The organism is Streptomyces sp. NPDC033131, from assembly GCF_055578365.1.
This window is the reverse complement of record NZ_JBVIPA010000001.1, coordinates 191,594-217,573: the sequence shown is the minus strand read 5'-3', so window position 1 is coordinate 217,573 and position 25,980 is coordinate 191,594. Positions and strand designations below refer to the sequence as shown.

Here is a 25,980-nt window from a genome sequence, read left to right as displayed (position 1 = left end):
GCTGCCAACAGCGTTCACGTTCATCCCGTACGGCGCCGGGGGCCGGCGGAGATGACCCAGCAGGACACCCGGCCGCCCGCCCACGTCCCGGCTCCCGTCGCGCCCGCGGCGGTCGAGCCGGGACCGGCCCGCCGGCCGTTGATCTCGTATGTGCTCCCGGTCTACAACGAGCGGGACGGCATCGCCGCCTTCCACGCCGAGCTGACCGCCGCCCTCGCCGGGCGCCCCGAGCTCGACTTCGAGCTGGTGTACGTCAACGACGGGTCCAGCGACGGGTCGTTCGCGATCCTCACGGGCCTCGCACGCCAGGATCCGCGCGTCCGGGTGGTCGACCTCGCCCGTAACTTCGGGCACCAGATCGCCATCACGGCCGGGCTCGACGTCGCCGGGGGCGACGCGGTGATCGTGATGGACACCGACCTCCAGGACCCGCCCCAGGTCAGCCTGGAACTGGTGGACGCCTGGCGCGAGGGCGCCGACATCGTGCACGCGCGCCGGCGCAGCCGGCAGGACAGCGCGTTCAAGCGGGCCACCGCGCACCTGTACTACCGCGTGCTGCGCGCCTCCACCGACGTGGACATCCCGCTGGACACCGGCGACTTCCGGCTGCTGGACCGCAAGGTCGCCGCCGAACTGCGCCGATACCGTGAGCGCAGTCGCTTCGTCCGCGGCATCGTCGCCTCGATGGGCTACCGGCAGACCGAGGTGGCCTTCGACCGCGACGAACGGTTCGCGGGCGAGACCAAGTACCCGCTGCGCAAGATGGCCCGGCTGGCCGTCGACGGGGTCACCAGCTTCTCCACCGCACCCCTGAAGATGATCACCCGGCTCGGTTTCGTGGTGCTCGCGCTGTCGCTCGTCGGCATCCTCTACGCCCTGGCGATGAAGTTCTTCCGGCCCGACATCACCGTTTCCGGCTGGACGATGCTGATGTGTGTCGTGCTGTTCCTCGGCGGCACCCAGATGCTGTCGCTGGGCGTGATCGGGGCGTACATAGGGCGGATATACAGCGAGACGCAGGGGCGGCCGCTGTACCTGGTGCGCGAGGTGACAGGCGGTCCGGGCGACGATGACTGAGACCACCGCCACGATCGGCGCCGCTCCCGAAAAGCAGCACCGCACCCTGCGCCAGCTTCTGAGCTACACCCTCATCGGCGGCAGCGGTGTCGCCCTCGACTTCGTCGTCTTCCTGCTCCTGCACAACCTCACCGGGATGGACGAGCAGCTCGCCAACGCGCTCAGCACCACCCTCGGCATCGCCAACAACTTCGTGCTCAACGCGCTGTTCACCTTCGAGCGGCGTGACCGGATCGTCCTGCGCTTCCTGCGCTTCTACGCCGTAGGGCTGACCGGCATCGTCCTGACCAACCTGCTCTTCCTCGTCTTCACCGACGGACTGGGGATCGACGCCAACCTGGTCAAGGCGGGTTCGCTGCCGCTGGTCCTGGCGCTCCAGTTCGTGCTCAACAGAAAGTGGAGCTTCGCATGAACCTCGGCATCATCGGCGCGGGTGCCACCGGCCTCACCGCCGCCTGGGACGCCGTACGCGCCGGCCACCGGGTCACCGTCCTGGAGGCGGCCGACGAACTGGGCGGCCTCGCCGCCTCGCTGGAGGTGGGAGGCGTTCCGCTGGAGCGCTTCTACCACCACATCTTCCGCAGCGACAAGGCGATGATCGCCCTGATCGAGGAGCTGGGCCTCGGCGACGCGCTGCGCTTCCACAAGCCGACCACGGGCATCTACCGGGGCGGGAGGCTCATCGACTTCACCACCCCGATCGACATGCTGCGCTTCCCGGAGTTCTCCCCCGTCGACGCGGTGCGGTTCGCCGGATCGTCGGCGGCGCTGAAGGCGATCCGCAACGGCGAGCGGTTCAGCGACCTGACCGCGCTCGCCTGGTTGCGCCGCTGGGCGGGCAGGAAGGCGACCGGCGCGATCTGGGAGCCGCTGCTGCGGGGCAAGTTCGGCGACCGGGCCGAGCAGGTGTCGATGGCCTGGCTGTGGGCCCGTATCCACTGCCGGACGTTCGAGCTCGGCTATGTGGACGGCGGGTTCGAGCGGGTGTACGCGGCGCTGCGGGACGGTGTCGAGGAGCGCGGCGGCAAGGTGGAGTTCGGCAAGGCGGTCGAGTCGATCCGGCAGGACGGCGACGAGGCGGTGGTTCGGTGCGCGGACGGTTCGACGTACGCGTTCGACCGGCTGCTCGTCACCACTCCGCAGCCCGCCTTCGCCAAGGCGGCCGGGCTGCCGTCCGAGGACACGGTGTGGAGGAACCAGTACCTGGGCGCGACCTGCTTCGTGCTGGAACTGGACCGCAGCGTGATCCCGTACTACTGGCTCAACATCAACGAGCCGGACTTCCCGTTCCTCGCCGTGGTCGAGCACACGAAGATGATCGACCCGTCGGTGTACGGCGGCCGGCACGTCCTCTACGTCGGCAACTACGTGGAGCGCGAGGACTGGCGGTTCACCACCGAACCGGCCGAGCTGCTGCGGAAGTTCCTGCCGTATCTGCGGCGGGTCAATCCGGACTTCGACGAGTCCTGGATCAAGGACTGGCACTTCTCGAAGGCCGGGTTCGCGCAGCCCGTCGTGACGCCCGAGTACCGGGCGCTGATCCCGCCCCACGAGACGCCGATGAGCCGGGTCACGCTGGTGACGATGGCGCAGATCTACCCGCAGGACCGGGGGCAGAGCTACTCGGTGGCGCTGGCCAGGAAGGTCACCGCGGCACTCGGGCTGCGGTGACCCTCGGCCCTACTTGCGCCGGCACAGCACCGTCATCGTGCCGGCGCTCGACGGCGGGCAGTCGTAGGCGGCGGTGATACGCCGCCACAGTGCCGGGTCGACCTTGGCGGGCCGGAACCAGGCCCGGTCGAGGATCGCGTACGGGGCGGTGCCGTGGTCGATGCAGTCGGCGTTCTCACGGTAGGACTTCAGCTCGGTGACGTCCGCGAGGTAGCGGGTGCGCTGGAGGAACGTGGCGATCGGGTAGCGGCAGCGGGCCGGGTGGTCGACGTAGTACGTGGTGTCGCCGAAGGCGAGGTACAGCACGGGTGCACCGGCCGGCATCCGCGCCCGCAGCCGGTCGGCCTCCGCCTCGCTGTTCCGCATCCCGGCCAGGTACTCGGTGCCGGTCATCCTGACCTTGCCGTACTGGACGAGGTGCGGGGAGCCGGGCCAGATGCTCGCGGCCAGGCACACCACACCGGCCAGGGCGACCGGCCACAGCAGCCGCGCCGGATGCCCTGCCGTGGCCGGCGCGCGCAGGACGTCCACCACGGCGGCGAGCAGGGCCACCAGCCCGAACACCCATGCCACATACGTACGCTGCCAGTCCACCGGCGCCTGCGCGTACAGCACGGGCAGCGCGCCGTACAGCAGTGACACGGCCCCGAAGCACCACGGCGGCGAGCGCCGGGCGCCGCCCACGGCGAGGCCCCACAGCATGGCGGCGAGGACGGGCATCTGGGCGCCGTGGTAGAGGAACCAGTTGCCCTGCACGACCACGACCGCCTGGGCGCCGAAGCCGATGGTCAGGGCGACCAGGAGCAGTTCGAGCCGTCGGCCGCGCCCCTGGACCCGGGACAGGACCAGCAGCAGCGCGCCCGGTAGCAGGAGCAGGACCGGGCTCTGCACGGCCCGGTCGGCCAGGAACTCCACGGAGCGGTCGAGGATGAAGGACGGGTGGATGCCGGTGCGGCTCAGCGCCGACTGGTTGATCTGCGGCATGTCCTCGGTCCACTGCCACTCGTGCGACCCGCCGAGCAGACTCAGCCCGAACAGGGCCACCGCGGCGGGCACCCCGACGAGGGCGAGCCGTACGGCCCGGCCCCGGTCGGCGGCGTACACGAGCAGGACGCCGATGGCGGCCGTGGCGGCGGTGGAGTACTTCATCATGACCGCGAGCCCGAAGGGCAGCGCGGCGAGCAGGGCCGCCGGCCAGGGCCGGGACGGGCCGAGCGCGGCGGCGACGGCGAACACCGTCAGGACCACGGCCGCCCACTCCGGCTGGAGGAAGTCGTTGCGGGGTGCCAGGGCCAGGGCGAGCCCGGTGGCGCCCGCGGTGAGGGCCGCCTCACGGCCGGTGAGCCGTCGCCGGAGCACGACGTACAGCGTGTGGGCGGCCGCGGCGGCGAGCAGGACGCCCACCGCTCCCATCAGGGCCTCGCGGACCGTCGTCCCGCCGAAGGTGAGCCGGTCGAGGCCGGCGATGAACCACCGGTAGAAGTACGGCCGGTGGGTGAAGATCTCCGACGGTGAGTAGCCTGCCGCGCGGCCGGTGCGCAGCGCGCCGAGGACGTAGTGCAGGTCGCCGGTGAGGCGCCGGGTGAGCACGGTGTACACCACGACGGCCGCGGCGGGCAGGGCGACCAGCGGCCACCAGTACGGTGACCGGCGGCCGCCCCGGCGCGGCTGTGCCGCCGGGGCGGCCTCGTCGGCCAGGACGGTCGCCATCCGTCAGCCACCCAGGAGGACGCGCAGGTCGGCCGCGTTCGCCTCGGTGACCTTCCACAGCTCCTGCTGCCGGCCGTGCACGTCGGCGACGGTCTTGGCGTGGTCCGCGAGGAGGTCCTTCGCGCGCTCCACCAGACGGGCGGCGAGGTGCCGGTCGTGCACGGAGACGCCCCACTCGGGGCGCTCGATGTCGCGCAGGAAGTACGCCATCTTCGGGTGCGAGATCAGGCTGATGATGGGCGTGCCGACGCCGAACGGGATCATGCCGGCGTGGCCGCGCATGCCGATCACCAGCTTGGTGCGGGCGTACAGCTCGCGGATCTCGTCGTTGTCGAAGTCGTACATCGGGATGACGGGCATCGAGATGCCGTGCTCGCGCCGCAGGTCGAAGGCGATCTTCTCGTCGTCGAGCGAGTGCGCCACGCACTTCACCTCGGCGAGCTCGCCGAGGTCGCGTACCGCCTGGGCCATCTGGGCCAGGAAGTAGTCGTAGTCGTGGCCGAAGCGCAGGCCCGCGCGGTCGTAGGCGGCGTTGACCAGGATGGTGTCGTCGCGCGTCAGCGGGTCATGCCAGCCGTCGACGAGCTGGCGCATCACCGTGGTGGGACACGGCTGGAAGCGCACCCTGTCGTGCAGGTGCGCCGGGATCATGGCCCGCACCTTCTCGATCGAACCGTGGTTGCGCAGCCCGAAGAAGGAGGACTTCTCGACCAGCAGACGCAGCGACTCCCGGAACCGGCCCGCCCGGTACGACTGGCCGTCGAAGGCGTTGAAGCCCACGGCGAAGACCGCGATCGGCACGTCGATACGATTCAGCAGTTCGTCCGGGACGTTCCACTGCCAGGCGCTGTTGCCGTTGGGCATGGTGTCCGGGATGAACAGGCCGCCGCCGCCGATGACCAGGCCGCGCCGGGCGTTCACGCGTTCCAGGGCCGCCTCGTCGAACAGGCGGTGGGCGTGTACGGAGTGCCAGCGGCGGGAGCCGGTGTCGGGGTCGAAGGCGAGGCGGACGGTCTCCGGGAGGAGTTTGTCGCCCGCGTTGCCCTGCCGGTCCATGTAGAAGGCGACGTGCGCGAGCTGTTCCTCGGCGGCGCCCTGCTCCTGGGCGGGCAGGCCGGAGGCGCGCTGCGCCCACAGCCGGCTGGAGCGGTGGGTGATGTCGACGGACAGGCCGGCGGTGGCGTACTTGTGGGCCGCGGTGTTGTCGCCGTGCACCCAGGCCATCTGGGCGAGGCGGGCGTAGGCGGTGGCGGCCCGGTTGGGGGCGGCGGTGGCGAGCAGCAGCTGGGCCTTGGCCTCGTCGTGGCGCGAGACGCTCATCAGGGCGTGGCCGAGCACCTCGTGCGGCCAGGCCGCGTCCAGCGGGATCTTCACACTGCTGAGGATGTCGACGGCGTCCTGGTAGTCGCCGGTCGAGATGTGCGCGGCGGCGACCTTGCGGGCGGCCTCGACGTCACCGGTGCGCCTCACGTGCGGGGTGCCGAAGTGGACGAGCAGGTCGTGGTGGAGGCCGCCCGACTTCGAGAGGTACGCGGCGTGGAAGTCGGCGTCGTCCAGCTCGAACTCGCGCCAGCGGTCCTCGGCCTGGCTGTAGCCGGCCTCGCCGCCCTGCCAGGGCTTGTGGCGGCCGGTGAAGTGCAGGATCGCGGTGTCCTCGGGGACCGGGAGGTCGCCGGACAGGCGCCGCTTGACGAAGTTGTAGCGCGCGTCGAGGCGGATGAAGTCGCCGTCGAGGACCGCGTTCAGGATGCCCTGGTCGTGCTTGTCGAGCTCGTAGTCGCCGCTGCGGCCACAACGGTCCAGCTTGGCGCAGAACTCGTCGCTCAGGTACTCGCGCTGGATGACCAGCAGACCGGAGTTGAGCTTGTGCTGCCCGTAGAAGAACTGCGACACGGCCGCGAGCCCCTCACGCAGCCGCAGCAGTTCGCCGAGATCACCGAGGACGACCATGTCGGTGTCGAGGGTGATGACGGTGTCGTACTCGCGCAGCCGGAAGACGTCGAGGATGAAGTACGCCTTGCGGACCAGGTAGTTGTCCTGGTCGCCCTTCTTGTACGCGTCGTAGTGCTCGGCGTTCACCCGGCGCAGCACGATCCGCGGGTGCAGGTCACGGATCTTGGCGATCGAACCGGGGCGCAGGTCGTCGTAGAGAACGACGAAGTCCTCGCACACGCCGGGGTTGGACAGGGCCAGGCTGCGCAGCAGGACGAGGAAGCCGGGCAGGTAGTTCTCGTCGACGTAGCTGGCGAAGGCGATGCGGCGCTTGCCGGTGAGGGCGTGCGCGTCGGTCGCCGGGGCCTGGGGGGCGGCGGCCGGGGCCGGGGAGGTCGTGGTCATCGCAGGGATATCCTCAGGTCGGTCACGCTCTGGGCCCGCTGCATGACCCATGCCTTCTCGCTGGTGTATTCGTGCACGGACGTGATGGGCAGCTTCATCGCTTCCTGGACGCGGTAGGCGCCACTCTCGTAGAAGTCGAAGCCGATCAGGTCGAGGGTCGGGCTGACGTCGAGGAAGTCCAGCAGGAACAGCATGTTGAAGCCGGTGGTCGGGATGCCGGACCAGACGTCGGTGCCGAGCTTGCCGATGTTGCGTACGGGCCAGCGCAGGGACTCGTCCCCGAGGTGGGTCTGCGCGCCGGGGACCAGGCGGTTGCGCAGTGAGTGCTTCCAGTCGCCCGAGACACCGCCGAAGACGAGCCGGGTGTCGACCGGCTTGTCCCAGTTGAAGCCGTGCTTGTGGATCGTGGCGTGGATGTCGGTACGGCTGCCGGTGTGCTTCGGCTCGATCCTGTACGAGTTGAAGCGCACCACGAGGTCGTACGCGTCGATCTCCGCGCCCAGCGAACTGGCGCCGGCCCGGCCGGAGTTGGCGATCATGCAGACCGACTTGCCGGCGATCCGGTTGCGGAACTCGCCGAGGCTGATCCACTGCACCCCGCCGACGGTGGGGTCGTCGACCGGGCCGCGCATCCGGGTGCGGCGCTGCTCGGCGTAGAGGGCGATCGCCTCGGTGAGCGCGGGCAGGTCCCCGCTCGCGGTGGCCTCGGCGGTGCGCAGGTCGAGGTACTGGCTGAGGAGTTCCTGCCGGTCGGTGGCCGGGGCGTCCTCGGCGGCGAGGCACAGGAGCGCTCCCACGAGCCGGGGTTCGGCGGCCTGCCAGTCACCGACGGCGTGCGCGGCAAGGCCTTCGGCCCATGTGTCGGTGGCGGGGCCGCGGGCGTACTGCTCGGCGCGCGGGCACTGCCTCCGGAGCAGGCTCAGCAGCTCCCGCGCCTTCTCCGCCGCCGCGCGCATACCGGTGATCCGGGCGCGGACGCCGAAGCCGTCGTCGTCGGTGAGGGCGAGATACCGCTCGTACGCCTCCACTGCCTCCTTGTCCTCACCGAGGGCCTCCAGGAGGCGGGCGCGCAGGCGCCAGCCGGCCCGGGAGTTCTTGCGCTGGGCGAGGACGGTGTCGCTGATGACGAGCGCGAGGTTCAACTCGTCGTCGTAGCCGCACTCCAGGGCCTTGTTGGCGACGGCGAGCAGGGCGTCGAGGAGTTCGTTGCCGAGGCCGGCGGAGGGGGCCGCGGCGCCCTTGACCGCCCGCTTGAGCAGGGCGGTGGCGCCGGCCGGGGCGGGTGCGGGGGCGACGGCCGCGGTGGTGCCCCACACGACCAGCAACTTCCGCAGCTGCTCGGCGAGTTCGACGCGGCGGCGGTCGATGCTGCCGACGAGTTTGCCGCTGTGCGCCGCGCAGGCGCGCAAGCAGTCGTCCAGCCCCCCTCCGCGCACACGTGCCCGTCTGTTCTGGACCCTCGTCATGGCACTCCTGATTTTGCCGCAGCTGTGTTGCGCGATTGCTCTTTATTAGCACGTGGGGGGAGGTCGAGAGAAAGTTAGGAAACGAAGGAAAATTCCAGATGAATTCGCAGAGACCACCTGGACAACCGTCTCCCCGCAGCCCGGGACCTCCCTGTGATTCGGACTAATGTGCCGCGAGTACCGCAGGAGTGCCGCGCGTCGACCAAGGGGAATTTCGTGACCAGCATGACCGTCCGGCCGGTGCCCGACGCGCCCGCACCTCCTCGGCCGGACCGGCCGGCCCGCCGCGAATCCCGGCTGCGCGCTCTCGACGGACTGCGGCTGATCGCGGCGCTGATGGTGGCGGCCTATCACTACGGCGGCCGGGGCGGCGAGATCACCCGGGCCTGGGGAAGTTCACCGAAAGAGCAGTTCCCCACCCTGCACGGCTATTTCGCTTACGGCTGCCTCGGCGTCCAGGTCTTTTTCGTGATCAGCGGATTCGTGATCTGCATGAGCGGCTGGGGCCGTCCCCTGAAGTCGTTCTTCGCGTCCCGCGCCGCACGGCTGCTGCCCGCCTACTGGGCGGCGGTCCTGATCGTGTCGGCCGTGTTCGCGCTGCCGATGGTCGCCTACGAGGCGCTGTCACCGAGCGACACCCTGGTCAACCTGACCATGCTGCAACAGCCGTTGGGCGTCGACCGGGTGCTGGGCGTGTGCTGGACGCTGTGGGCGGAGGTCCGCTTCTACGCGCTGTTCGCGCTGTGTGTCGTCCTGCCCGGGGCTTCGCGGCGGCGCGTGATCCTGTTCTGCGCGGGCTGGACGCTGGCGGCGGCGCTCGCGCAGGCCGCCCGCCAACCGCTGCTCGACGTCGTGCTGATGCCGGAGTACGCCCCCTTCTTCATCGGCGGAGTCGGCCTCTACCTCGTCCACCGCGACCGGCGGGACGTCTACGGCTGGGGCATCGTGGCGGTGAGCTTCCTGATCGGGCAGCACTACGCGGTACGCAGCCTGTGGAACGCGTCCGACCCGAACGCCTTCGCCCACCGCTCCTCACTCGGCATCGTCCTCGTCGTCGCCGTCGGGTTCCTGGCGGTCGCGGCGATCGCGCTCGGCTGGCTGAACTGGGCCGACTGGCGCTGGCTGACGGTGGCCGGGGCGCTGACGTACCCGTTCTACCTGGTCCACGAGCACCTCGGCTGGGTGGTGATCCATGCCCTGCACATCAGCCTCGGCCTGCCGTCGGCGGAGACCTTCCTGCTGACCGTCGCCTCGATGCTGCTGCTGGCCTGGCTGCTGAACCGGTACGTGGAGAAGCCGTTGACGCCCAGACTGCGGGCGGCGCTGGCCCGGGTGCGCTGAACTCCGCTTCGTACGCGCGGTGGCGTACCGCGGCACGGGGCCCCACCGCCTCACGAACTCGCCAAGGACAGCTTCACCGCGAACCCCAGGAACAACGCCCCCGCCGCCGAAGTGGCCCCCGCCGACAGCCGCCTGCGACGCCGGAACGCCGCCGCCAGTTTCGTACCGCTGAATATCAGCGCGCTGAGATACAGGAAGCTGGCCAGCTGGGCGAACGTGCCGAGGACCACGAAGGAGAGCGCCGGGTAGGCGTATCCCGGGTCGACGAACTGCACGAAGAAGGCGACGAAGAACAGGATCGCCTTCGGGTTGAACAGGCTGATGACCAGCGCCCGCCGATACGGCCGCTCGTCGGCGGCTGAGGCGGAGGCGGAGGCGGAGGTCTCCTCGACGCCGGCCCGCTCCCGTCGGTCCCGCCACATCCCCCACGCGGCCCGCAGCATCCCGATCGCCAGCCAGGTCAGGTACCCGGCCCCGGCGTACTTCACGATCCCGAACAGCACGGCGTTCGCCTGGAGCAGCGAGGCGACCCCGGCGGCCGACAGGGTCATCAGCACGGCGTCCCCGCACCAGACCCCGGCCGCGGCCGTGTACCCGGCCCGCACCCCGCGCCGGGCGGCGACGGACAGGACGTACAGGGAGTTGGGACCCGGCAGCAGGACGATCAGGACGAGTCCTGCCAGATAGGTGGAGAGATCGATGACTCCGAACATGAAAAGGAGTGTCGCACGCGGGTACGACACTCCCTCAGTCCATGGTGAAACCGCTGTTCAGAAGGCGTCCGACGGCACGTAGGTCCCCCAGATCTCCCGCAGCGCGTTGCACACCTCGCCGACCGTCGCCCGGGCCCGCAGCGCGTCCTTCATCGGGTAGAGGACGTTGTCCTCGCCCTCGGCCGCCTTCTTCAGGGCAGCAAGGGCCGAGTCCACCGCCGCCTGGTCCCGCTCGGCCCGCAGCTTCGCCAGCCGCTCGGCCTGCTGGGCCTCGATGGCGGGGTCGACGCGCAGGGGCTCGTACGGCTCCTCGATGTCGAGCTGGTAGCGGTTGACGCCGACGACGACCCGCTCGCCGGAGTCGGTCTCCTGGGCGATGCGGTAGGCGCTGCGCTCGATCTCGCCCTTCTGGAAGCCGTGTTCGATGGCCGAGACCGCGCCGCCGAGCTCCTCGACCTTGGCCATCAGCTCGATGGCCACCGCCTCCACCTCGTCGGTCATCTTCTCCACGACGTACGACCCGGCGAAGGGGTCGACCGTCGCCGTGACGTCGGTCTCGTAGGCGAGGACCTGCTGGGTGCGCAGCGCCAGCCGCGCGCTCTTGTCGGTCGGCAGCGCGATGGCCTCGTCGAAGGAGTTGGTGTGCAGCGACTGCGTGCCGCCCAGCACCGCGGCCAGGCCCTGGACGGCGACGCGGACCAGGTTCACCTCGGGCTGCTGGGCCGTCAGCTGGACACCGGCCGTCTGGGTGTGGAAGCGCAGCATCAGCGACTTGGGGTTCTTCGCGCCGAACTCCTCCCGCATCACCTTCGCCCAGATCCGCCGCGCGGCACGGAACTTGGCGACCTCCTCCAGGATGGTCGTACGGGCCACGAAGAAGAAGGACAGGCGGGGCGCGAAGTCGTCGACGTCCATGCCCGCCGCGACCGCCGTGCGCACGTACTCGATGCCGTCCGCGAGGGTGAAGGCGATCTCCTGCGCGGGCGTGGCGCCCGCCTCGGCCATGTGGTAGCCGGAGATCGAGATGGTGTTCCACTTCGGGATCTCGGCCTGGCAGTACTTGAAGATGTCCGCGATCAGGCGCAGGGACGGCTTCGGCGGGAAGATGTACGTCCCGCGGGCGATGTACTCCTTCAGCACGTCGTTCTGGATCGTGCCCGTGAGCTGGGAGGCGGTGACGCCCTGCTCCTCGCCCACCAGCTGGTACATGAGCAGCAGCAGGGCCGCGGGGGCGTTGATCGTCATCGACGTCGACACCTTGTCCAGCGGGATCCCGCCGAACAGCAGCCGCATGTCCTCGACCGAGTCGATCGCCACGCCCACCTTGCCGACCTCGCCGCTCGCGATCGGCGCGTCGGAGTCGTGGCCCATCTGGGTGGGCAGGTCGAAGGCGACCGACAGACCCATGGTGCCGTTGGCGATCAGCTGCTTGTAGCGGGCGTTGGACTCGGCGGCCGTACCGAAACCGGCGTACTGGCGCATCGTCCACGGGCGGCCGGTGTACATCGACGGGTAGACACCGCGGGTGAAGGGGTACGACCCCGGCTCCCCCAGCTTCTCGGCCGGGTCCCAGCCCGCCAGGGCCTCCGGCCCGTACACCGGCTCGATGGGCAGTCCCGATTCCGACTCGCGCGCCATGGTGTGTTGCCTCCCGCTGAGGTTACTCGCCGGTTACCAGCTGGTACGGTCCGACCCTTCGACGGACTGTAGCGGCGGGCGTGCACCCCGTGGAGGGAAGCACGCTGGGACCTTGCTCACAGCCCTTTCGAGGTCCCGGTCACAACAATGCCGCGCCGTTCGCAACCAGTCATCCGGGGGCAGACATCTCAGGTGGCATCGGTGCACATCCGTGAGACGACGGGGGTCGGAATGCGTACTGAGGGCATGGGGAGACGGATCGCCGCGCTGCTGGCCGTGGCCGCGCTGAGCGGTTGCACGGTGCAGGCCGCCGACGGGGAGGGCGAGCAGCGCTCGCCGGTGCGTGTCGAGCTCCCCGGCAAGAGCCCCTCGTCCGCCCCCGCGGACGACAAGCCGAGCTCGACGCCCACGCCGAAGAAGAGCGAGCCGGCCCCCGTGGTCCTGTGGTCCAGGGGCGACTCCGGCCGGGACGTGCGTGAGCTCCAGGCCCGGCTGCGGCAGGTGGCCTGGCTCTTCGACGGGCCGACGGGGTCCTACGACGATCTGACCGAACAGGCGGTCACGGGCTTCCAGGGCAAGCGCGGGCTGCCGAAGACCGGCGAGACCGACACGGTCACCTGGCAGCGGCTGCTGAAGATGACGCGCGAGCCGGGCCGGTGGGACCTGTACCTGATGGGCGGCCAGCCGGCCGACACCCCGGATCCGCGCTGCCTGACCGGGCGGGTGCTGTGCATCAGCAAGACGAGCCGGACCCTGCGCTGGATGATCGACGGGCGGACGGTCAGCACGGTCTCGGTTCGCTTCGGCTCGCAGTACACGCCCACCCGCGAAGGCGTCTTCAGCGTCTACTGGAAGTCCCGCCACCACGTGTCGACGCTGTACGACTCCCCGATGCCGTACGCGATGTTCTTCAGCGGCGGCCAGGCGGTGCACTACTCGTCCGACTTCGCGGCCCGCGGATACGCGGGTGCCTCGCACGGCTGCGTCAACGTACGGGACGAACCGGCCATCGCGGATCTGTTCGCGCAGGTGAGGAACGGCGACAAGGTCGTCGTCCACTGGTGACGCGCGGGGAGAGAGATACGTGCGGGGCGCGGGCGGGACCGGGGGAACGTGTCCCGCCCGCGCCAAGGTGCACGAGCCGTGAGTACGGGGGGAACCCCGGCTCTGTGCTACGGCCGATGACCAGTCGGCACACTCATTACTGCGCTGTGGCGGCCGAAAACGTCACACTCACCGCGGAAGAATTTCGACGGAGTCCGCGCGGCCGGCGAAACCCCAGGTCAGCAGGGGATGGCAGGCAGGCACCAGGCAGTTCGTACCGGTCGGTTCGTCCCGGTTGGCTCGTCCCGGTCAGAGCGCGGTGTACGTCGGACTCGGGCCGGGCGCCGGCCCGTACGAGGCCGGCGCCCGCTGCGCTGCGAGGGGCGCGGTGGACGCGGATGCCGACGGCGTGCCGAAGCCGCCGTTCGCGTCGTGGTGGTTGCCGCCGGAGGAGGCGTCGCCGGAACCGTTCCGGCTGCCGGTGTCGCCCTCGCCCTTGCCGCCCCGGTCGTCCTTGACTTCGTTGTCTTCCCGGCCGTTCCGGCCGTCCTCGCCGTGCTGGTCGTCCGTGGCGCCCTTGCCGCCGTTGCCGGCGTCCTCGTCCGAGGAGCCGGCGGTCAGCACGCCCTTGCAGTACTTCCACACCCGGGCGGAGCCGCCGGCCTCGCCCTCCAGGGTGCGCCTGCGGTCGGCGCTGAGCTCCTTGCCGTCGCGCACGGCACGGCACGCCGAAGCGGCCCCGCTCCACGAGTCGCCGGAGCCGCCCTTCCGGCCGTCGGCGCCGGTTCCGTCGTCCGGCGTGGCCGAGCCGCCGCGCGCGGTGTCACGCGGGGAGCCCTGACCGGTGTCGCCGGTGGCGCCGTCCGGGGCGGGCTCGCTCCCGCGCGCGCTCGGCGAGGGCGTCGCCCTCGGGTGGTCCGGTGTCACCGCGGCCGAGACGGAGGCGGCGGGTTCCGGTTCCGACTCGCCGAACGGCAGCGCTCCGGTTCCGGCCGCGAAGGCGACTCCGCCGATCATGCCGACGGCCAGCGCGGCGGCCATCCCGAAGTGCACCGGGCGGGCTCGTCGGCGGGGCGGCGCGTCCGGTCCCGGCCCGCCGATGCGGACGAGCCCGGCGTCGGAGCCACGGCCGCGGGAGCGCCGGCCCCGTGAGGCCCGCCCCTCGGCCCCGCCTCCGGCCGTTTCACCGGCCCGCTCACCGGCCCGGTCGTCCGCGCGGTCCGTGCGCGCCTCGCGGAAGGCCGCCAACGCGGCGGCCTCACCAGGCAGTTCGGTATCGGCGGGCGCGTCCGCACAGAGCGCGCCGAGGGTCTTGGCGAGCCGTTCGGCCTGGTCGCGGTCGGCCACGTCGACGGCGTCGAGGGACTCTCCGCGCAGCAGAAGCTCCGCCGTTTCGTGGTCCAGCCACCGGTCGGGGGTCCGGGCCTCGGCGGAGCCGCTGGAGGAATCCGCGTCCTCCGGGAAGACACAGCGCTCGTCGGCCATCACATGTCCTTCTGCGTCCGCGTACGCGTATCCGTCACACTCGCGGACGTCACCGCGCGTCCGTGCGGTTCTCGCTGGGGCGGCAGGGCGTCGAGCGCGCCCGAGGATTCCGGATCGCCGTCGAGGAGTTCGGCGAGCCGTTTCAGACCGCGGTGCGCGGCCGTCCGGACGGCTCCCGGCCGCTTGCCGAGCGTCTCGGCGGCGGTCTTGGCGTCCAGGCCCACGACCACCCGCAGGACGACCGCCTCGGCCTGGTCCTGCGGGAGCCGGGCGATGAGGGAGAGGGTGCTGTCGGTGGCCAGGGCCTCCATGGCCTCGCCCGCGGTGTCGGATTCGGCGGGCCTGCCGGTCAGCTCGGTCTCGTCGCCGCCGACGGCGGGGCGGCGGCCGCGCATGCGGATGTGGTCCAGCGCGCGGTTTCTCGCTATCCGGGCGGCCCAGCCGCGGAAACGGTCCGCGTCGCCGCTGAACCGCTCCAGGTCTCGGGCTATCTGCAGCCATGCCTCGGACGCCACGTCCTCGGCGTCGGGATCGCCGACCAGCGTCCGCACGTACCCGAGCAGGCGCGGGTGCACCGTGCGATACACAGTCCGGAACGCGGTCTCGTTCCCGTCCTGTGCAGCAAGCACGGCGGCCGTCAGCTCCGCGTCGTCCCCCAGCACAGTGTTCCTCAGTCGATGGTCGCGGCTTCGAGCCGCCGATGGTTGCGATGATCATGCAACTCCGCGCCCGGCGCGAAAGGCACGTTACGACCTGAAACCACTGCTCGTCCATGTCCGTACAAAATGCAACCACCCTCCGATGCCGTGAGGGACCCGGCGGGGTGTGACAGAAAACGCACGACCGGCGCTGTAGGAAATACGGGCCGCCGCGCGGCCCGTGCCGCGCGACGGCCGGGGCCTCTCCTGTGGGGGGTGGCGGCCCCGGCCGTTGCCGCGGCGGCCAGGGCCTGTCCGGCGGATCATGCCGCAGACGCGAGGCCCGGCACGCCGATCTGCGTCGATGAGGCGCCGCGCATGTCCTGTGACCTGATCCGCCGGACAGGCCCTAGTTCTTCTTCCCCTGGGCCTCGTCGGCCTTTTCCTGACTTCTGCCGGGATCTTCATCCGGCCTGCCGCGCTCGTCGGGCTTCGCGGTCCTGCCCGGCCCGACCGTCTTGCCCGGCTTGCTCTCGTCCTTCGCCCGCGCCAACTGCTCGGCGCAGTAGGCACGTACGTTCGCCTCCCCGCCCGCGGCCGTGACCAGCCGCTGCCAGGCCGCCGAGTCGAGTGCCGCGCCCCGGCCCGCGACGCGCTCGTACGCACGGCAGTGGGCCTCGGTGTCCGCCGCGGTGTCCGGGCGGTCCTCCGGGCCGGAACCCGGTGCGGCGGACGGACCGCCCGGCCGGGCCCCGGTGCTCGCGGTGGCGGGGGCACGACCGCGGTCGTCATCGGAGCCGCCCGAGGAGGAACCGGCCGTGCCGATCGCGGCGACCGCGACACCGCCCAGCGCGAGGCTGGCGAGGAACACCGACAGCGTGGTCCTCAGCGAACGCGCCGCACTCCGCTGCTCCCGGGGCCGCCAGTCGTCCCGGCGCCGGGTACGCGCCCGGTGCACACCCGCGTCCCGGGCCGCCCGGAAGGCGATCACGGCCCGCTGCTCGGCGTCGGCGTCGACCGCGCCCGCACGCATGGTGGTGGCGAGCAGGGTCTCCAGCGCGGCGGTGTCTGCCGTAGGGCCGTCCGGAACCCGATCGCCAGGGCGTACGCGTCGGCGGTCGGGGACCCCGCTGCCGTTCTGCCGCTCACCCATACCGTGTCCGTTCCCGTCCGGTCCGCCCGGACCGTCCCACCGGTTCGGGCCGTCCGGCGCCTTGTTGTCACCGTCGCCCGTCATGTCGACTCCCCCAGCGTCCGGGGCCCGTCATCCGTCACACCTTCGCCCGCGTCCTCGCCGCCCAGCTGGCGGGCCAGCCGCTTCAGCCCCCGGTAGGCGGCGGTGCGCACCGCGCCGGGGCGTTTGCCGAGGACGCGGGCGGCCGCGGGGCCGTCGAGTCCGACGACGACCCGCAGCAGTACGGCCTCGGCCTGGTCGCGCGGCAGCCCTCGGACCAGTTCCAGGGCGTACTCCGTGGAGATGGACTCCAGCGCCTGGTCGTGGGTGCTGTGCGGACCGGGCAGATCCAGTACGTCCTGCTCGAGCGCCGACGGCCGGGGCCGTACCTTCTGGCGGCGCAGATGGTCCAGTGCCCGGTGCCGGGCGATGGTCGCGCTCCAGCCGCGGAACCCGGCCCCGTCGCCCTTGAACCGGCCGAGGTCCCTAGAGATCTCCAGCCAGGCGTCGGACGCCACGTCCTCGGCGTCGTCGCCGACGAGACCGCGCACATACCCGAGCAGGCCGGGCTGGACCAGCCGGTAGGCGACCGCGAAGGCGGCCTCGTCACCCTGCTGGGCCCGCGCGACGGCCGCGCCCAGTTCCCCGTCGTATGCCTGCACCCGGCGGGGTTCCCCTCCTTGGCCCAAGAACCGTCCTCGTCCGTACCCGGTCGGCGGCGGATCCGTATGGAGCCGGTCCGGCCGCCCTTGTACCTGCCCCCCACGGTGATCAGCGCCGGGCCGCACCGAAGTGTCACAGCCGCCCCCGCGCCCCACGGCCCTCAGCGGCCCAGGTGGTGCGGGCATGTCACGCCACGACCCGCCGTGGCCGGCCGTGCAGCGTGAGGTAGAAGGTCCGCAGCGACTCCTCGGGACCGCCGGTGTCGAAACGGTTGTGGACCTTGCCGAGCGGGTTCCAGACCCGCCCGTCCGGCATGCGTACGCCGACCGGCTGGGCGAAGTACCCGCGCTGGTCGGCGTCCAGGTCCACCCACACCGCCCCCGCGCGACGCACCAGCACCTCACCGACGTACGCCCCGAGCCCGAGCAGCGTCCCGCGCGCCCGCTCCCGGTCGGCGCCGCCCTTGCGCAGCCCGTCGATCAGGAAGTCGACGACGCGCAGGCTGGCCACGGAGTAGTCCAGCGGCAGTCGGTTGCGTGCGGTGACGCGGGCGACGAAGGCCGTCGCGTACGGCCGCATCTCCCGCGCGCACGGCCCGGGTTCGTCCGTCGTGTCCGTTCTCTTGTCCATGTCGGCCCCCTTCGGTCGGTCTCGGGAGCTCCCGCCTCCGGCCACTCCCCCCGATTGACCCAGCGGATACCGCCTCACAAACATCACTGACCTCTTCCGTCTCGCCTGTTCGGTGACGTCCGACGGGATCTGTGCGCTGAGTGAGTGCGACCTGTGTGACAGGTGCCTTTTTCGTGTCCATTTTTGTGTAGGGGTGGGGTAGTTGAGTCCTCGCAAGACCCATGCGTACAGACCGCTGAGTCTTCGCCGAAGAGCCTGGCTGACGGTCGGAGCCGTCCTGCTGAGCGGTGCGGGCGTCGTCACGTACGCGATGGCCGACCCGCCCGCGCGGTCCGACGCCAAGGGCCAGGGCCGTGCACCGGCCGTCCACACCCTGAAGCTCAGGAGCGAGGGCGGGGGCCGCAAGGGCCTGGCCAAGCGGGGGACGGACCGGTTCAGCGCGGTCCTGGTGACCTGGGACGACCCGGAGGCCGGCGCCAAGGGCACGCCCGAGGTGCGCACCCGGGACCTGACGACCGGCACGTGGTCCGGCTGGCAGAAGCTGACGGTCGAGCCGAGCCAGGCGGACGGCGCGGAGGGCGAGCGGGCGGTCCTGCGCGGCGGCACGGAATCGATGTGGACCGGTGACGCCGACGGCATCGAGGTGCGCGTCGTGACGGCGGACGGCACGGAGGCGGGCGGGCAGCCGGCCGGCATGGACGTCAGGCTGCTGGATCCCGGGACCGGTCCGGAGCGGACCGCGGGCTCCGAACTGGAGCCGGCCGCTTTCGCGGCGGAGACCACGACGCCGACGCCGACAGATTCCCCGACGCCGACGGCGACCGTCACACCCACCGACTCCACGTCCCCGTCGGCGTCGGCATCGACCTCGACCTCGGCGTCGGCCTCGGCCTCGGCCTCCCCGTCGGTGACGGCCTCCCCGACCCCCACCTCCACGGTCCCGGCCCCCCGCCCCTCGACCGTCGTCAAGCCGCCGGTCATCACGCAGGCCCAGTGGGGCGCCTCGACGGACTACGACGGCACGCCGGAGTACGGCGCCGAGATCAAGGCCGCCGTCATCCACCACACCGGCGTGGACAGCGACAACACCCTGTCCTGCGCGAAGTCCGCCGCCCGGCTGCGGTCCATCCAGCAGGACCACTTCGCCCGCGGCTACTTCGACATCGGCTACAACTTCGTCGTCGACAGGTGCGGCCAGATCTTCGAGGGCCGCAGCGGCGGCATGGACCTGCCGGTGATCGGCGCGCACGACGCCGGCTTCAACACCAACACGCTCGGCATCTCCTACATCGGCAACTTCGAGTCGGCCAAGCCGAGCAGGGCCGCCCTCGACGCGATCGCCCGGGTCGTGGCCTGGAAGTTCGGGATGTACGGCATCGACCCGACCGGCAAGGTGACACTGACCTCCGGCGCGGAACAGGGCTACAGCGGCAACAGGATCCCGCTGGGCGGGCAGGTCACGCTGCCGCGCGTCTTCGGCCACCGGGACACCAACGCCACGGCCTGCCCGGGCGCCAACCTCTACCCGAAGCTCTCCCTGATCGCCGCGCTCGCGAAGACGCCGGGCGTCTCACACGCCCTGGCCACCTCCGACGTCAACCGGGACGGTGTCACCGACCTGGCGGCGGGTGTTCCGAAGGCGAACGCGGTGAAGGTGATCCCCGGCGGCGTCGACGGGCCGGTCCCCGCCGCGAGGATCACGCTCACCCAGAACAGCCCCGGCGTCCCCGGCGCCACCGAGACCGGTGACGCCTTCGGCACCTCCACCGCATGGGGCGACGTCAACGGCGACGGCTACGCCGACCTCGCCGTCGGCTCCCCCGGCGAGGACGACACCAGCGGCACCGACCGCGGCCAGGTCGCCGTCATGTACGGCCCGGCCCTCGACACCGGCTTCTCCTACAGCACCTCGGGGATCACGGCGGCCGGCGCCAGACTCGGCTCCACGGTCACCGTCGGCGACTTCAACGCCGACGGCAAGGCGGACGTCTTCGCGGCCGGCACCGGCAAGGGCGGCAACTGGAACGTCCGGCTGGGCAGCGGCAGGTACCAGTACGGCGCGCTCACCTCCGCCACCGGCTCGGTCGCCTACCTGGACGCCGCCACCGGCGACTTCAACCGGGACGGCTACGCGGACGTCGCCCTCAACTACCGCGACACCGGCGGCATCGGCCGCGTGGTCCGCTTCGCGGGCTCGGCGACCGGCCTGACCAAGGCCGGGGTGATCTCCGTGAAGGGCGGCCGCTCCCTCGCCGCGGGCGACGTCAACGGCAACGGCTACGACGACATCGTCATCGGCCAGCCGGTCGCCTCCGAGTCGGGCGGCATCTCGGGCGGCCAGATCACCATGGTCCCGGGCACGTCGACGGGCTTCACGACGACCGGCATGACGACGGTCCACCAGGACACGACGGGCGTCCCCGGCGGCAACGAGTCCGGCGACGCCTTCGGCACCTCGGTCTCGGTCGGCGACCACAACGCCGACGGTTACGCGGACGCCCTCGCCGGCGCCCCCGGCGAGGACCTCACCCGTGACGGCGTCAACCGCGCCGACGCGGGCGACGCGATCCTCGTCAAGGGCGGCGCCTCCGGCCTCACCGGCTCCGGCTCGACCGGCGTCTCCCAGGACACGTCCGTCGTCCCGGGCGCCACGGAGACCGGCGACCGCCTCGGCTCGTCCGCGACCCTCGCGGACCTGTCCGGCTACGGCCGCGCGGACCTGACGTTCGGCGCCGACGGCGAGGACGGCACCGACGGCATCCTCCTGTACCTGCCGAGCAACGGCACGGGCCTCGGCTACGCCGACTCCGTCATCTACAGCAAGACCACGCTGGGCACCCCGACTGACGGACGGCTGGGGCAGACGCTGACGCCGTAGAACCGCACGAAAACGGGCGCTCTACCCGGCTTCGGAGCAACCGAAGGCCAGGTAGGGCGCCCTGCCGATGTCCTCGCCCCACTCGGCGATGGTCCGGGTCACCGCACCGGTGTCAGCGGCTACGACGTGCTCGCCGCCGTCGTGGCGTCCCGGCACAGCAGCCGCAGCGACCCGTCCCCCGCGAAGCACCGCCGGGCCTCGTCCATCGGGTCCCACAGCCGGCCGTCGGGGGTGCGGATCCAGTGGTCGCCGCCCGACGCCCACCACTCGGCGCCGGTCTGCCGGGCGATCACCTCACCGGCGTACGCCCCGAGCCCGCGCAGCACCGCGTCCACGGCGGCGTACGGCGCCCCGTCCCGTCGTATCTCGTCGATCATCCGGTCGACGCTCCACAGACTCTGCGCCGAGTAGTCGAGCCGCAGTCGCGCCCCCTCCCGCAGGGTCGCCACCACGTCCGCCGCCCACCGCACGGGCTTCGCCGCGGCCGAAGGCCTGGTCTCCTGATGCGTCGTCACAGTCGTCACATCCGGGAAAGCGTGTCCGGGCAGCGTTTCGTCACCCGGATCCGGGAGGTTTCCGCAACCGGTGCAGGACCGCCCCACCGCCGCCCCACCACGGTCACAGGACTTGCTCAGGAATGAGGTTTGGCGCGGGTGTGACAGTTCCCCGCCCTCGTGCGCTCCTCTCTGTGATGAGCCTGTACTTCCATCTCCGCGCGGTGCCGCCCTCGGCCCTGCGCAACAGCGCGACCTGGCTGCGACGGCTGTTCGAGGACGACTGGGACACCGTGCGGGAACGGATCGGCCGGTGCCGTGAGGAGGTGCTCGACAAGGGGTACCTCGGTCACGAACTCCTCTACGCCGGCGCTCCCCCGCACCACGCCGGGGACGGCCCGCGGACCCACGTCGTCCTGGGCGGCGGCCCGGTGTCCGCCACCGCACCGGACGATCCGCCGTTCCTGGTGCTGACGGCCGCCCAGACCGCCAAGGTCGCCGACTACCTCACGTCGGCCGACTTCGAGGCGCTGTGGCGGGACGCCCGCGAGGAACTGCTGCCGAGGTACGGCGGGCCGGGCGCGGAACCGGGAGCGCGCGGCATGTTCGAGTCCACGCACCGCGACCTGACCGCGTTCTACGCGCAGACGGCCCTGTACGGGGACGCGGTGGTGAAGTGGCTGGTGCGGTGAGCGGCGACGCTCAGCCCGTCCGAACGGACGAACGGCCCTCAGGTGCGCCGCCGGGAGCGCCGCGCCACCACCGCGCGCAGCACACGGCGCCCCTCCGTGGACACCTCCAGCGCCCGGCGTACGCCTCCCGCGCCGTGCTCGGCGAGCAGTTCCAGGACGATGATCTGGCGGCGCAGTTCGGCGGCGACGAGGGGTGACATGCCCTCCGTACGGCCCTCGCGGCGGGCGTCGACCGAGGACGCCCGGCCGGCCAGGGGGTCGAGGAGGCGGTGGATGTGCAGGGAGGCGACGGAGCAGGCGTCGGCCCACACCCGCACCTCGGCGGCGGACCGCTCGGCCGGTGCGGCGGCGAGCATCCGTCTGGCCAGCAGCGTGGCCTCGTCCCCCGGGGACCCGGCGGGACCGGTGGGGTCGGCAGGACCGGCGACGGCAGGATCGTCGGGACCGCCGTCGCCGAGCTTGCCGCGCACCTCTGCGATGCGGGCGGCCCAGTCGTCGACGTCACCGCCGTCCGCGAGGCCCGCCCACAGCGGACGCAGCACCTCGTCGTCACCGCCCAGCAGGGGAAGACACCGATCCAAACAAGCCAACCCACTGGCGGCCAGTCCGCGCTCGTCGGCCTGAGCGATCAGTTCCACCAGGCTCATTCCACGCTCCCTCGCCAGGCGGTCCTCCCTTACGGAGCCCGCACTTCCCCTTACTGCGCGCGACGACCCGGGAGTGTCACAGGGGCACCACACCGAGCCGGTCGAGCAGCCGGAAGAACAGGTTTTCGGCCAACACGTCCGCTTCGGGGTCGGGGTCCGCGGTCAGCACGTCGATCACCGGCTCTGCGGCGATCTCGTGCCCCGCCTCCGCCGCCCACGCGACGGCCCGCTCGGCGGCGTCCCCGGGCTCCAGGAAGTAGTCCTCCAGGGTCAGTCCCTCCCGGTCGGCCCCGAGATAGGTGGTCATCGCCCCCCGGGCCAGACACGTCGTCCACGCCCCGCTCTCCGGCCCCGCCGCCTCCACGACCACGGTCGCACTGTCCATGACGTATCCGAAGAGCGCGGGCGCGCCCGTCTCCACGGCGAGGCCGTTCATGCTCCCGACGTCACCGTCGCCGCTCGCGTACTCCCACACCTGCCACCCACCAGGCGCCGACGCCCGCTGCGCCATGCCCTTGACGTCGGCCAGCGCCTCCAGCTCCGCGAGCGGCCGCTGTCCGCGGCCGACGACGAAGTACCCCCAGTAACCCATTTCCGGTTCCCCCCGGCTGCTCTCCTACGGCTCCGCCCGAATACACCACATTCGTACGGTCGTTCGCAGCCGGACGGCACAATCCGCCCCGGGTCGGGGGCCGAACTCAGCCCAGCCGGTCGGCGAGCCCCTTGAACTGCGACCACGACAGCTCCGGCTTCCCCGGGTCCCACAGCTTCTGGACCGTCGCCCTGAGCGGCATCCGGATCCCGGCCGCGACCTGCCCCTCGGTCTGTGAGTTCGCCAGGTCGCACCAGACCGCGAAGGACCCGCCGAGGATCTGGGCGTCGTACTTCGCGGGCACCGGCTGGGTGCCACGCACGACGAGCGGCGTCCACTGCTCGTAGATCCGCTGCCCGGTCGGGTAGACGAAGGTCAGCGGCTGCCCGAGGACGTAGTAAAGGAACTCGTCGTTGTAGTTGATGATCTTGCGGCCCTCGCGCAGATACGCGATCGGCAGCCGCGCCCCGATCTCCTTGCCCGTCCAGTAGGCGACCTGGATGTCCTTGTCGGCCTGGACGGTCGTACCGGCGAAGAAGCCGTCGTTCCAGGCGCGGGGGATCTTGTCGTGGGCGCGGACCGTGTCGGCGCGGTCGTTGAGCCAGCCGGTGGTGAGGTCCTCGACGGTCGCGCCGGAGCCGTAGGCCTCCCGGGCTGCGGTGGCCAGCTGCGGGTAGGACGCCTCCGGGTCGGACACCACCAGCGCCTGGTACTCGTCACCGCCGAGGTGCCACTGGCCGCCCGGGAAGAGTCCGGCGTACTCGTTCAGCAGGTCGTCGACGATCTCGGCGGCGTCCGGATCGGAGATGTCGACCGCCCCGCGCGTCGCCGCACCCCGCACATTGCGCAGCTGCAGGTCCGGGTGCGCGGCGATCACGGCGCCCAGATGCCCCGGCGAGTCGATCTCGGGCACCACGGTGATGTGCCGACTGGCCGCGAGGGCGACGATCCGCTTGACCTGCGCCTTGGTCAGGTGGTCCGCGGACACGATCTCGGGGTGGGAGTCGGACTCGATCCGGAACCCCTGGTCGTCGGAGAAGTGCAGCCCGAGCTGGTTGAACTTCAGGTCGCCGAGCTCCCGGACCCGGTCCTCGATCCAGTCGGCCGTGAAGTGCTTGCGCGCGATGTCCAGCATGAACCCGCGCACCGGCTTGGCCGGCTCGTCCCGCACCACGCCCTCCGGCGCCGTACCGCCGGCGTGGACCTCCTGCTTGAGCGTGCGCGTGCCGTAGAACACCCCGGCGTCCGCGGACCCGCTGATGGTCACCCGCCCACCGCGCACGGTCATGGCGTACGACTCCGGATCCGCGCCTTCGTCGTCGTTGAGCGCCAGCCGTACGTCCCCGGCGCGCACGTCGTCCTTCTCGCCCGCGTACGTCAGCCCCAGCTCACCGGCGAGCAGCCGCCCCTCGTCGGCCAGGTCACCGTCGCTGACCACGACCCGCTCGCCCTTGACCGGCTTCCAGCCGGGACCGCGGGCGGGGGTGTGGGTGCGGACGGCGGGGATGGTCCTGGGTGCCTGCGACAGCGGGTAGGAGCGGGTCGGCGTCGGGCTGGGGGTCTGTGCGGGGGGCTGCGCCTCGCCCGCGGCAGCGCCCTGGGACGGCTGCCCCTGCGCGGACCCCGCGGGCTCGCTGCCGTCGCCGCCGGCGGCCAGCAGCCCGAGGCTCACCCCGGCCGCGACCGTCACGACCACCACCGCGACGATCAGCACCCACGTCTGCTTCAGCGCGCTCTTCGCCGCTGTCCGGCGCCTGTGCTGACTTCGCCTGTGCTGACTCACACCCACCACGCTAGGCCCTGCGACAACAGGGGCGCGTCACGAGAGGTTCCTAAACTCTCCCGTTCGGATGAAATTCGGGCATCCGTCGGACACGTGTTGTCCGCTCTCGATAGCCTGGCGCCACATCTCTCACCTCACCTTCCCACCGAAACCCACGTGACGCCCCCACACCTTCCTGGCCGAGTGGCCATACCCTCGCTGCCCCAGCAGACCCGGGACACGCCCGGCTCGTCTGCCCCGCTGGAGCACTTCAACACCGCTCCCGCCGAGGAGCTCCGGCCCACGCTCCTCACCTGCCTCCGCAGCCTCCGCTGGGCCACCCGCGTCGTCGCCCATCGGCCCTACCCGAACGTGGAATCCCTTCTGGCCGCGTCGGACGAGGCGGCGTACGACCTGACCCCGGGGGATCTGGCGGAGGCACTGGCGGGCGAGACACTGCCGGTACTGCCGGAGGACGCGTACGGGGCCGCACATATGGCGCTTGGCGCGGCGCACGCGGCGTACGAGGCCCGATTCGGACACCAGTTCGTCATCTGCCTGGACGGCCTGCCCCCCGAGGAGGCCTCCGACCACGTACTGGCGGGCATCCGGTCACGATTGACAAACGATCCGGAGGAAGAGCGGGGAGTGGCGGCAGAAGAGCTACGACGCCTCGCGAGGGGGCGCCTGGCGAGGCTCCTCAGGGGCGCGGGGAACTGCGCGACCAGCCCCAACACTCCCGCCCTCGGCACATAACAGGACACCCCACCCCAGAACCCGCCGACCCTCACCCATACGCGTGCCACTTTGATCACACCGCGAGGCCCCGCGTAAGCCCAGCGCCAGCATCTCGCTACGATGCTGGGGGCCGGTGGACCGTACCCGGCCGGGCCCGTCCGACACAGAAGCCGGCGCGGCCCCAATCCCCGCTTTCGGAGGGCTCTTCCGTGCCGGCTGGAACGCTGTACCGCGGCCGGGAAGGTATGTGGTCATGGGTGGCTCACCGAGTCACCGGCGTCCTCATCTTCTTCTTCCTGTTCGTTCACGTGCTGGACACCGCGCTCGTGCGTGTCTCCCCCGAGGACTACGACAAGGTCGTAGCCACCTACAAGACGCCGGTCGTGGCGCTGCTGGAGTACGGCCTCGTCGCCGCCATCCTCTTCCACGCCCTCAACGGCCTGCGCGTCATCGCCGTCGACTTCTGGTCGAAGGGCCCGCGCTACCAGAAGCAGATGCTCTGGAGTGTCGTGGGCCTGTGGCTGGTGCTGATGATCGGGGCGATCTACCCCGTCCTCGGCCACGCCTACCGCGAACTGTTCGGGAGCTGA

23 protein-coding genes are annotated in these 25,980 nt (G+C 71.5%); 9 read left to right on the top strand and 14 right to left on the bottom strand.

All coding sequences use genetic code 11. The features are described from left to right. The first annotated feature begins 51 nt into the window (after positions 1-51). From ACZ5XS_RS00920 to ACZ5XS_RS00910, 3 genes are read left to right on the top strand one after another with little or no spacing between them, the layout of a single operon-like run. Positions 52-1,077, top strand: a complete 1,026-nt coding sequence (locus ACZ5XS_RS00920) for a glycosyltransferase family 2 protein (RefSeq protein ID WP_468647065.1) — start codon at positions 52-54, stop codon at positions 1,075-1,077. Continuing rightward, positions 1,070-1,489 (top strand): GtrA family protein, encoded by a 420-nt coding sequence (locus ACZ5XS_RS00915; RefSeq protein ID WP_468647063.1) that lies wholly within the window; start codon positions 1,070-1,072, stop codon positions 1,487-1,489. The genes ACZ5XS_RS00920 and ACZ5XS_RS00915 overlap by 8 nt, the downstream gene beginning before the upstream one ends. Beyond that, positions 1,486-2,748: an NAD(P)/FAD-dependent oxidoreductase gene (locus tag ACZ5XS_RS00910; protein ID WP_468647061.1), complete on the top strand. Its 1,263-nt coding sequence runs from the start codon at positions 1,486-1,488 to the stop codon at positions 2,746-2,748. Before ACZ5XS_RS00915 ends, ACZ5XS_RS00910 begins: the two co-directional genes overlap by 4 nt. 9 nt (positions 2,749-2,757) lie before the next feature. On the opposite strand, the gene ACZ5XS_RS00905 is transcribed toward ACZ5XS_RS00910, so the two are convergent. The 3 genes from ACZ5XS_RS00905 to ACZ5XS_RS00895 are packed head-to-tail and all read right to left on the bottom strand — an operon-like array spanning position 2,758 to position 8,261. Beyond that, positions 2,758-4,458 (bottom strand): hypothetical protein, encoded by a 1,701-nt coding sequence (locus ACZ5XS_RS00905; RefSeq protein WP_468647060.1) that lies wholly within the window; start codon positions 4,456-4,458, stop codon positions 2,758-2,760. Between the two features lie 3 nt (positions 4,459-4,461). Next, positions 4,462-6,795, bottom strand: coding sequence for a glycosyltransferase (locus tag ACZ5XS_RS00900; RefSeq protein ID WP_468647058.1), 2,334 nt, complete (start codon positions 6,793-6,795; stop codon positions 4,462-4,464). Beyond that, positions 6,792-8,261: a glycosyltransferase family 29 protein gene (locus ACZ5XS_RS00895; protein WP_468647056.1), complete on the bottom strand. Its 1,470-nt coding sequence runs from the start codon at positions 8,259-8,261 to the stop codon at positions 6,792-6,794. The genes ACZ5XS_RS00900 and ACZ5XS_RS00895 overlap by 4 nt, the downstream gene beginning before the upstream one ends. Before the next feature lie 225 nt (positions 8,262-8,486). Here ACZ5XS_RS00895 and ACZ5XS_RS00890 point away from each other — a divergent pair, with 225 nt between their 5' ends. Further along, a complete protein-coding gene (locus tag ACZ5XS_RS00890) occupies positions 8,487-9,602 on the top strand; it encodes an acyltransferase family protein (protein WP_468647501.1) in 1,116 nt (371 codons plus the stop codon). Positions 9,603-9,652: 50 nt separating this feature from the next. Here ACZ5XS_RS00890 and leuE read toward each other — a convergent pair whose 3' ends face one another. Then, complete coding sequence (gene leuE, locus ACZ5XS_RS00885; protein WP_468647054.1) at positions 9,653-10,315, bottom strand: leucine efflux protein LeuE; 663 nt, start codon at positions 10,313-10,315, stop codon at positions 9,653-9,655. Between the two features lie 57 nt (positions 10,316-10,372). Beyond that, positions 10,373-11,953, bottom strand: a complete 1,581-nt coding sequence (locus ACZ5XS_RS00880; protein ID WP_468647052.1) for an acyl-CoA mutase large subunit family protein — start codon at positions 11,951-11,953, stop codon at positions 10,373-10,375. 246 nt (positions 11,954-12,199) lie between these two features. On the opposite strand from ACZ5XS_RS00880, the gene ACZ5XS_RS00875 reads away from it, so the two are divergent. Continuing rightward, positions 12,200-13,018, top strand: a complete 819-nt coding sequence (locus ACZ5XS_RS00875) for a L,D-transpeptidase family protein (RefSeq protein ID WP_468647050.1) — start codon at positions 12,200-12,202, stop codon at positions 13,016-13,018. Positions 13,019-13,306: 288 nt separating this feature from the next. On the opposite strand, the gene ACZ5XS_RS00870 is transcribed toward ACZ5XS_RS00875, so the two are convergent. The 5 genes from ACZ5XS_RS00870 to ACZ5XS_RS00850 form a co-directional block, all read right to left on the bottom strand. Continuing rightward, positions 13,307-14,482: a hypothetical protein gene (locus tag ACZ5XS_RS00870; protein ID WP_468647048.1), complete on the bottom strand. Its 1,176-nt coding sequence runs from the start codon at positions 14,480-14,482 to the stop codon at positions 13,307-13,309. After that, a complete protein-coding gene (locus ACZ5XS_RS00865; protein ID WP_468647047.1) occupies positions 14,482-15,144 on the bottom strand; it encodes an RNA polymerase sigma factor in 663 nt (220 codons plus the stop codon). The genes ACZ5XS_RS00870 and ACZ5XS_RS00865 overlap by 1 nt, the downstream gene beginning before the upstream one ends. 385 nt (positions 15,145-15,529) lie before the next feature. Beyond that, complete coding sequence (locus ACZ5XS_RS00860) at positions 15,530-16,357, bottom strand: hypothetical protein (RefSeq protein ID WP_468647045.1); 828 nt, start codon at positions 16,355-16,357, stop codon at positions 15,530-15,532. Next, a complete protein-coding gene (locus tag ACZ5XS_RS00855) occupies positions 16,354-16,983 on the bottom strand; it encodes an RNA polymerase sigma factor (RefSeq protein ID WP_468647043.1) in 630 nt (209 codons plus the stop codon). The genes ACZ5XS_RS00860 and ACZ5XS_RS00855 overlap by 4 nt, the downstream gene beginning before the upstream one ends. A gap of 160 nt (positions 16,984-17,143) precedes the next feature. Beyond that, complete coding sequence (locus ACZ5XS_RS00850) at positions 17,144-17,587, bottom strand: hypothetical protein (RefSeq protein ID WP_468647041.1); 444 nt, start codon at positions 17,585-17,587, stop codon at positions 17,144-17,146. A 202-nt stretch (positions 17,588-17,789) separates the two neighbouring features. On the opposite strand from ACZ5XS_RS00850, the gene ACZ5XS_RS00845 reads away from it, so the two are divergent. After that, positions 17,790-20,465 (top strand): N-acetylmuramoyl-L-alanine amidase, encoded by a 2,676-nt coding sequence (locus tag ACZ5XS_RS00845; protein WP_468647039.1) that lies wholly within the window; start codon positions 17,790-17,792, stop codon positions 20,463-20,465. Between the two features lie 119 nt (positions 20,466-20,584). Here the strand turns inward: ACZ5XS_RS00845 and ACZ5XS_RS00840 are convergent, their stop codons facing one another. Beyond that, positions 20,585-20,980 carry a hypothetical protein gene (locus tag ACZ5XS_RS00840; RefSeq protein ID WP_468647037.1) on the bottom strand — a complete coding sequence of 132 codons (396 nt, stop codon included), beginning with the start codon at positions 20,978-20,980 and terminating at the stop codon, positions 20,585-20,587. 176 nt (positions 20,981-21,156) lie between these two features. Between ACZ5XS_RS00840 and ACZ5XS_RS00835 the strand changes: the two genes are divergently transcribed. Continuing rightward, positions 21,157-21,651 (top strand): DUF1877 family protein, encoded by a 495-nt coding sequence (locus tag ACZ5XS_RS00835; protein WP_468647036.1) that lies wholly within the window; start codon positions 21,157-21,159, stop codon positions 21,649-21,651. 38 nt (positions 21,652-21,689) lie between these two features. Here ACZ5XS_RS00835 and ACZ5XS_RS00830 read toward each other — a convergent pair whose 3' ends face one another. The 3 genes from ACZ5XS_RS00830 to ACZ5XS_RS00820 form a co-directional block, all read right to left on the bottom strand. Continuing rightward, entirely contained in the window at positions 21,690-22,298 is a 609-nt protein-coding gene (locus ACZ5XS_RS00830) for a hypothetical protein (RefSeq protein ID WP_468647034.1), read from the bottom strand. 76 nt (positions 22,299-22,374) lie between these two features. Then, positions 22,375-22,890: a hypothetical protein gene (locus tag ACZ5XS_RS00825; protein WP_468647033.1), complete on the bottom strand. Its 516-nt coding sequence runs from the start codon at positions 22,888-22,890 to the stop codon at positions 22,375-22,377. A 106-nt stretch (positions 22,891-22,996) separates the two neighbouring features. Then, positions 22,997-24,604, bottom strand: a complete 1,608-nt coding sequence (locus ACZ5XS_RS00820; RefSeq protein WP_468647500.1) for a beta-N-acetylhexosaminidase — start codon at positions 24,602-24,604, stop codon at positions 22,997-22,999. A gap of 225 nt (positions 24,605-24,829) precedes the next feature. Here ACZ5XS_RS00820 and ACZ5XS_RS00815 point away from each other — a divergent pair, with 225 nt between their 5' ends. Further along, the gene (locus tag ACZ5XS_RS00815) at positions 24,830-25,408 is read left to right on the top strand and encodes a 2-oxo-4-hydroxy-4-carboxy-5-ureidoimidazoline decarboxylase (protein ID WP_468647032.1); all 579 of its coding nucleotides are present in this window, start codon (positions 24,830-24,832) and stop codon (positions 25,406-25,408) included. A 191-nt stretch (positions 25,409-25,599) separates the two neighbouring features. After that, the gene (sdhC, locus tag ACZ5XS_RS00810) at positions 25,600-25,980 is read left to right on the top strand and encodes a succinate dehydrogenase, cytochrome b556 subunit (protein ID WP_217235068.1); all 381 of its coding nucleotides are present in this window, start codon (positions 25,600-25,602) and stop codon (positions 25,978-25,980) included.

Coding starts and splice junctions, on each gene's coding strand:
- ACZ5XS_RS00835 (WP_468647036.1), top strand. CDS start 21,157: ATGAGCCTGTACTTCCATCTCCGCGCGGTGCCGCCCTCGGCCCTGCGC.
- ACZ5XS_RS00910 (WP_468647061.1), top strand. CDS start 1,486: ATGAACCTCGGCATCATCGGCGCGGGTGCCACCGGCCTCACCGCCGCC.
- ACZ5XS_RS00915 (WP_468647063.1), top strand. CDS start 1,070: ATGACTGAGACCACCGCCACGATCGGCGCCGCTCCCGAAAAGCAGCAC.
- ACZ5XS_RS00890 (WP_468647501.1), top strand. CDS start 8,487: ATGACCGTCCGGCCGGTGCCCGACGCGCCCGCACCTCCTCGGCCGGAC.
- ACZ5XS_RS00920 (WP_468647065.1), top strand. CDS start 52: ATGACCCAGCAGGACACCCGGCCGCCCGCCCACGTCCCGGCTCCCGTC.
- ACZ5XS_RS00880 (WP_468647052.1), bottom strand. CDS start 11,953: ATGGCGCGCGAGTCGGAATCGGGACTGCCCATCGAGCCGGTGTACGGG.
- ACZ5XS_RS00875 (WP_468647050.1), top strand. CDS start 12,200: ATGGGGAGACGGATCGCCGCGCTGCTGGCCGTGGCCGCGCTGAGCGGT.
- ACZ5XS_RS00905 (WP_468647060.1), bottom strand. CDS start 4,458: ATGGCGACCGTCCTGGCCGACGAGGCCGCCCCGGCGGCACAGCCGCGC.
- ACZ5XS_RS00900 (WP_468647058.1), bottom strand. CDS start 6,795: ATGACCACGACCTCCCCGGCCCCGGCCGCCGCCCCCCAGGCCCCGGCG.
- ACZ5XS_RS00825 (WP_468647033.1), bottom strand. CDS start 22,890: ATGGGTTACTGGGGGTACTTCGTCGTCGGCCGCGGACAGCGGCCGCTC.
- ACZ5XS_RS00870 (WP_468647048.1), bottom strand. CDS start 14,482: ATGGCCGACGAGCGCTGTGTCTTCCCGGAGGACGCGGATTCCTCCAGC.
- ACZ5XS_RS00830 (WP_468647034.1), bottom strand. CDS start 22,298: ATGAGCCTGGTGGAACTGATCGCTCAGGCCGACGAGCGCGGACTGGCC.
- ACZ5XS_RS00895 (WP_468647056.1), bottom strand. CDS start 8,261: ATGACGAGGGTCCAGAACAGACGGGCACGTGTGCGCGGAGGGGGGCTG.
- leuE (WP_468647054.1), bottom strand. CDS start 10,315: ATGTTCGGAGTCATCGATCTCTCCACCTATCTGGCAGGACTCGTCCTG.
- ACZ5XS_RS00850 (WP_468647041.1), bottom strand. CDS start 17,587: ATGGACAAGAGAACGGACACGACGGACGAACCCGGGCCGTGCGCGCGG.
- ACZ5XS_RS00860 (WP_468647045.1), bottom strand. CDS start 16,357: ATGACGGGCGACGGTGACAACAAGGCGCCGGACGGCCCGAACCGGTGG.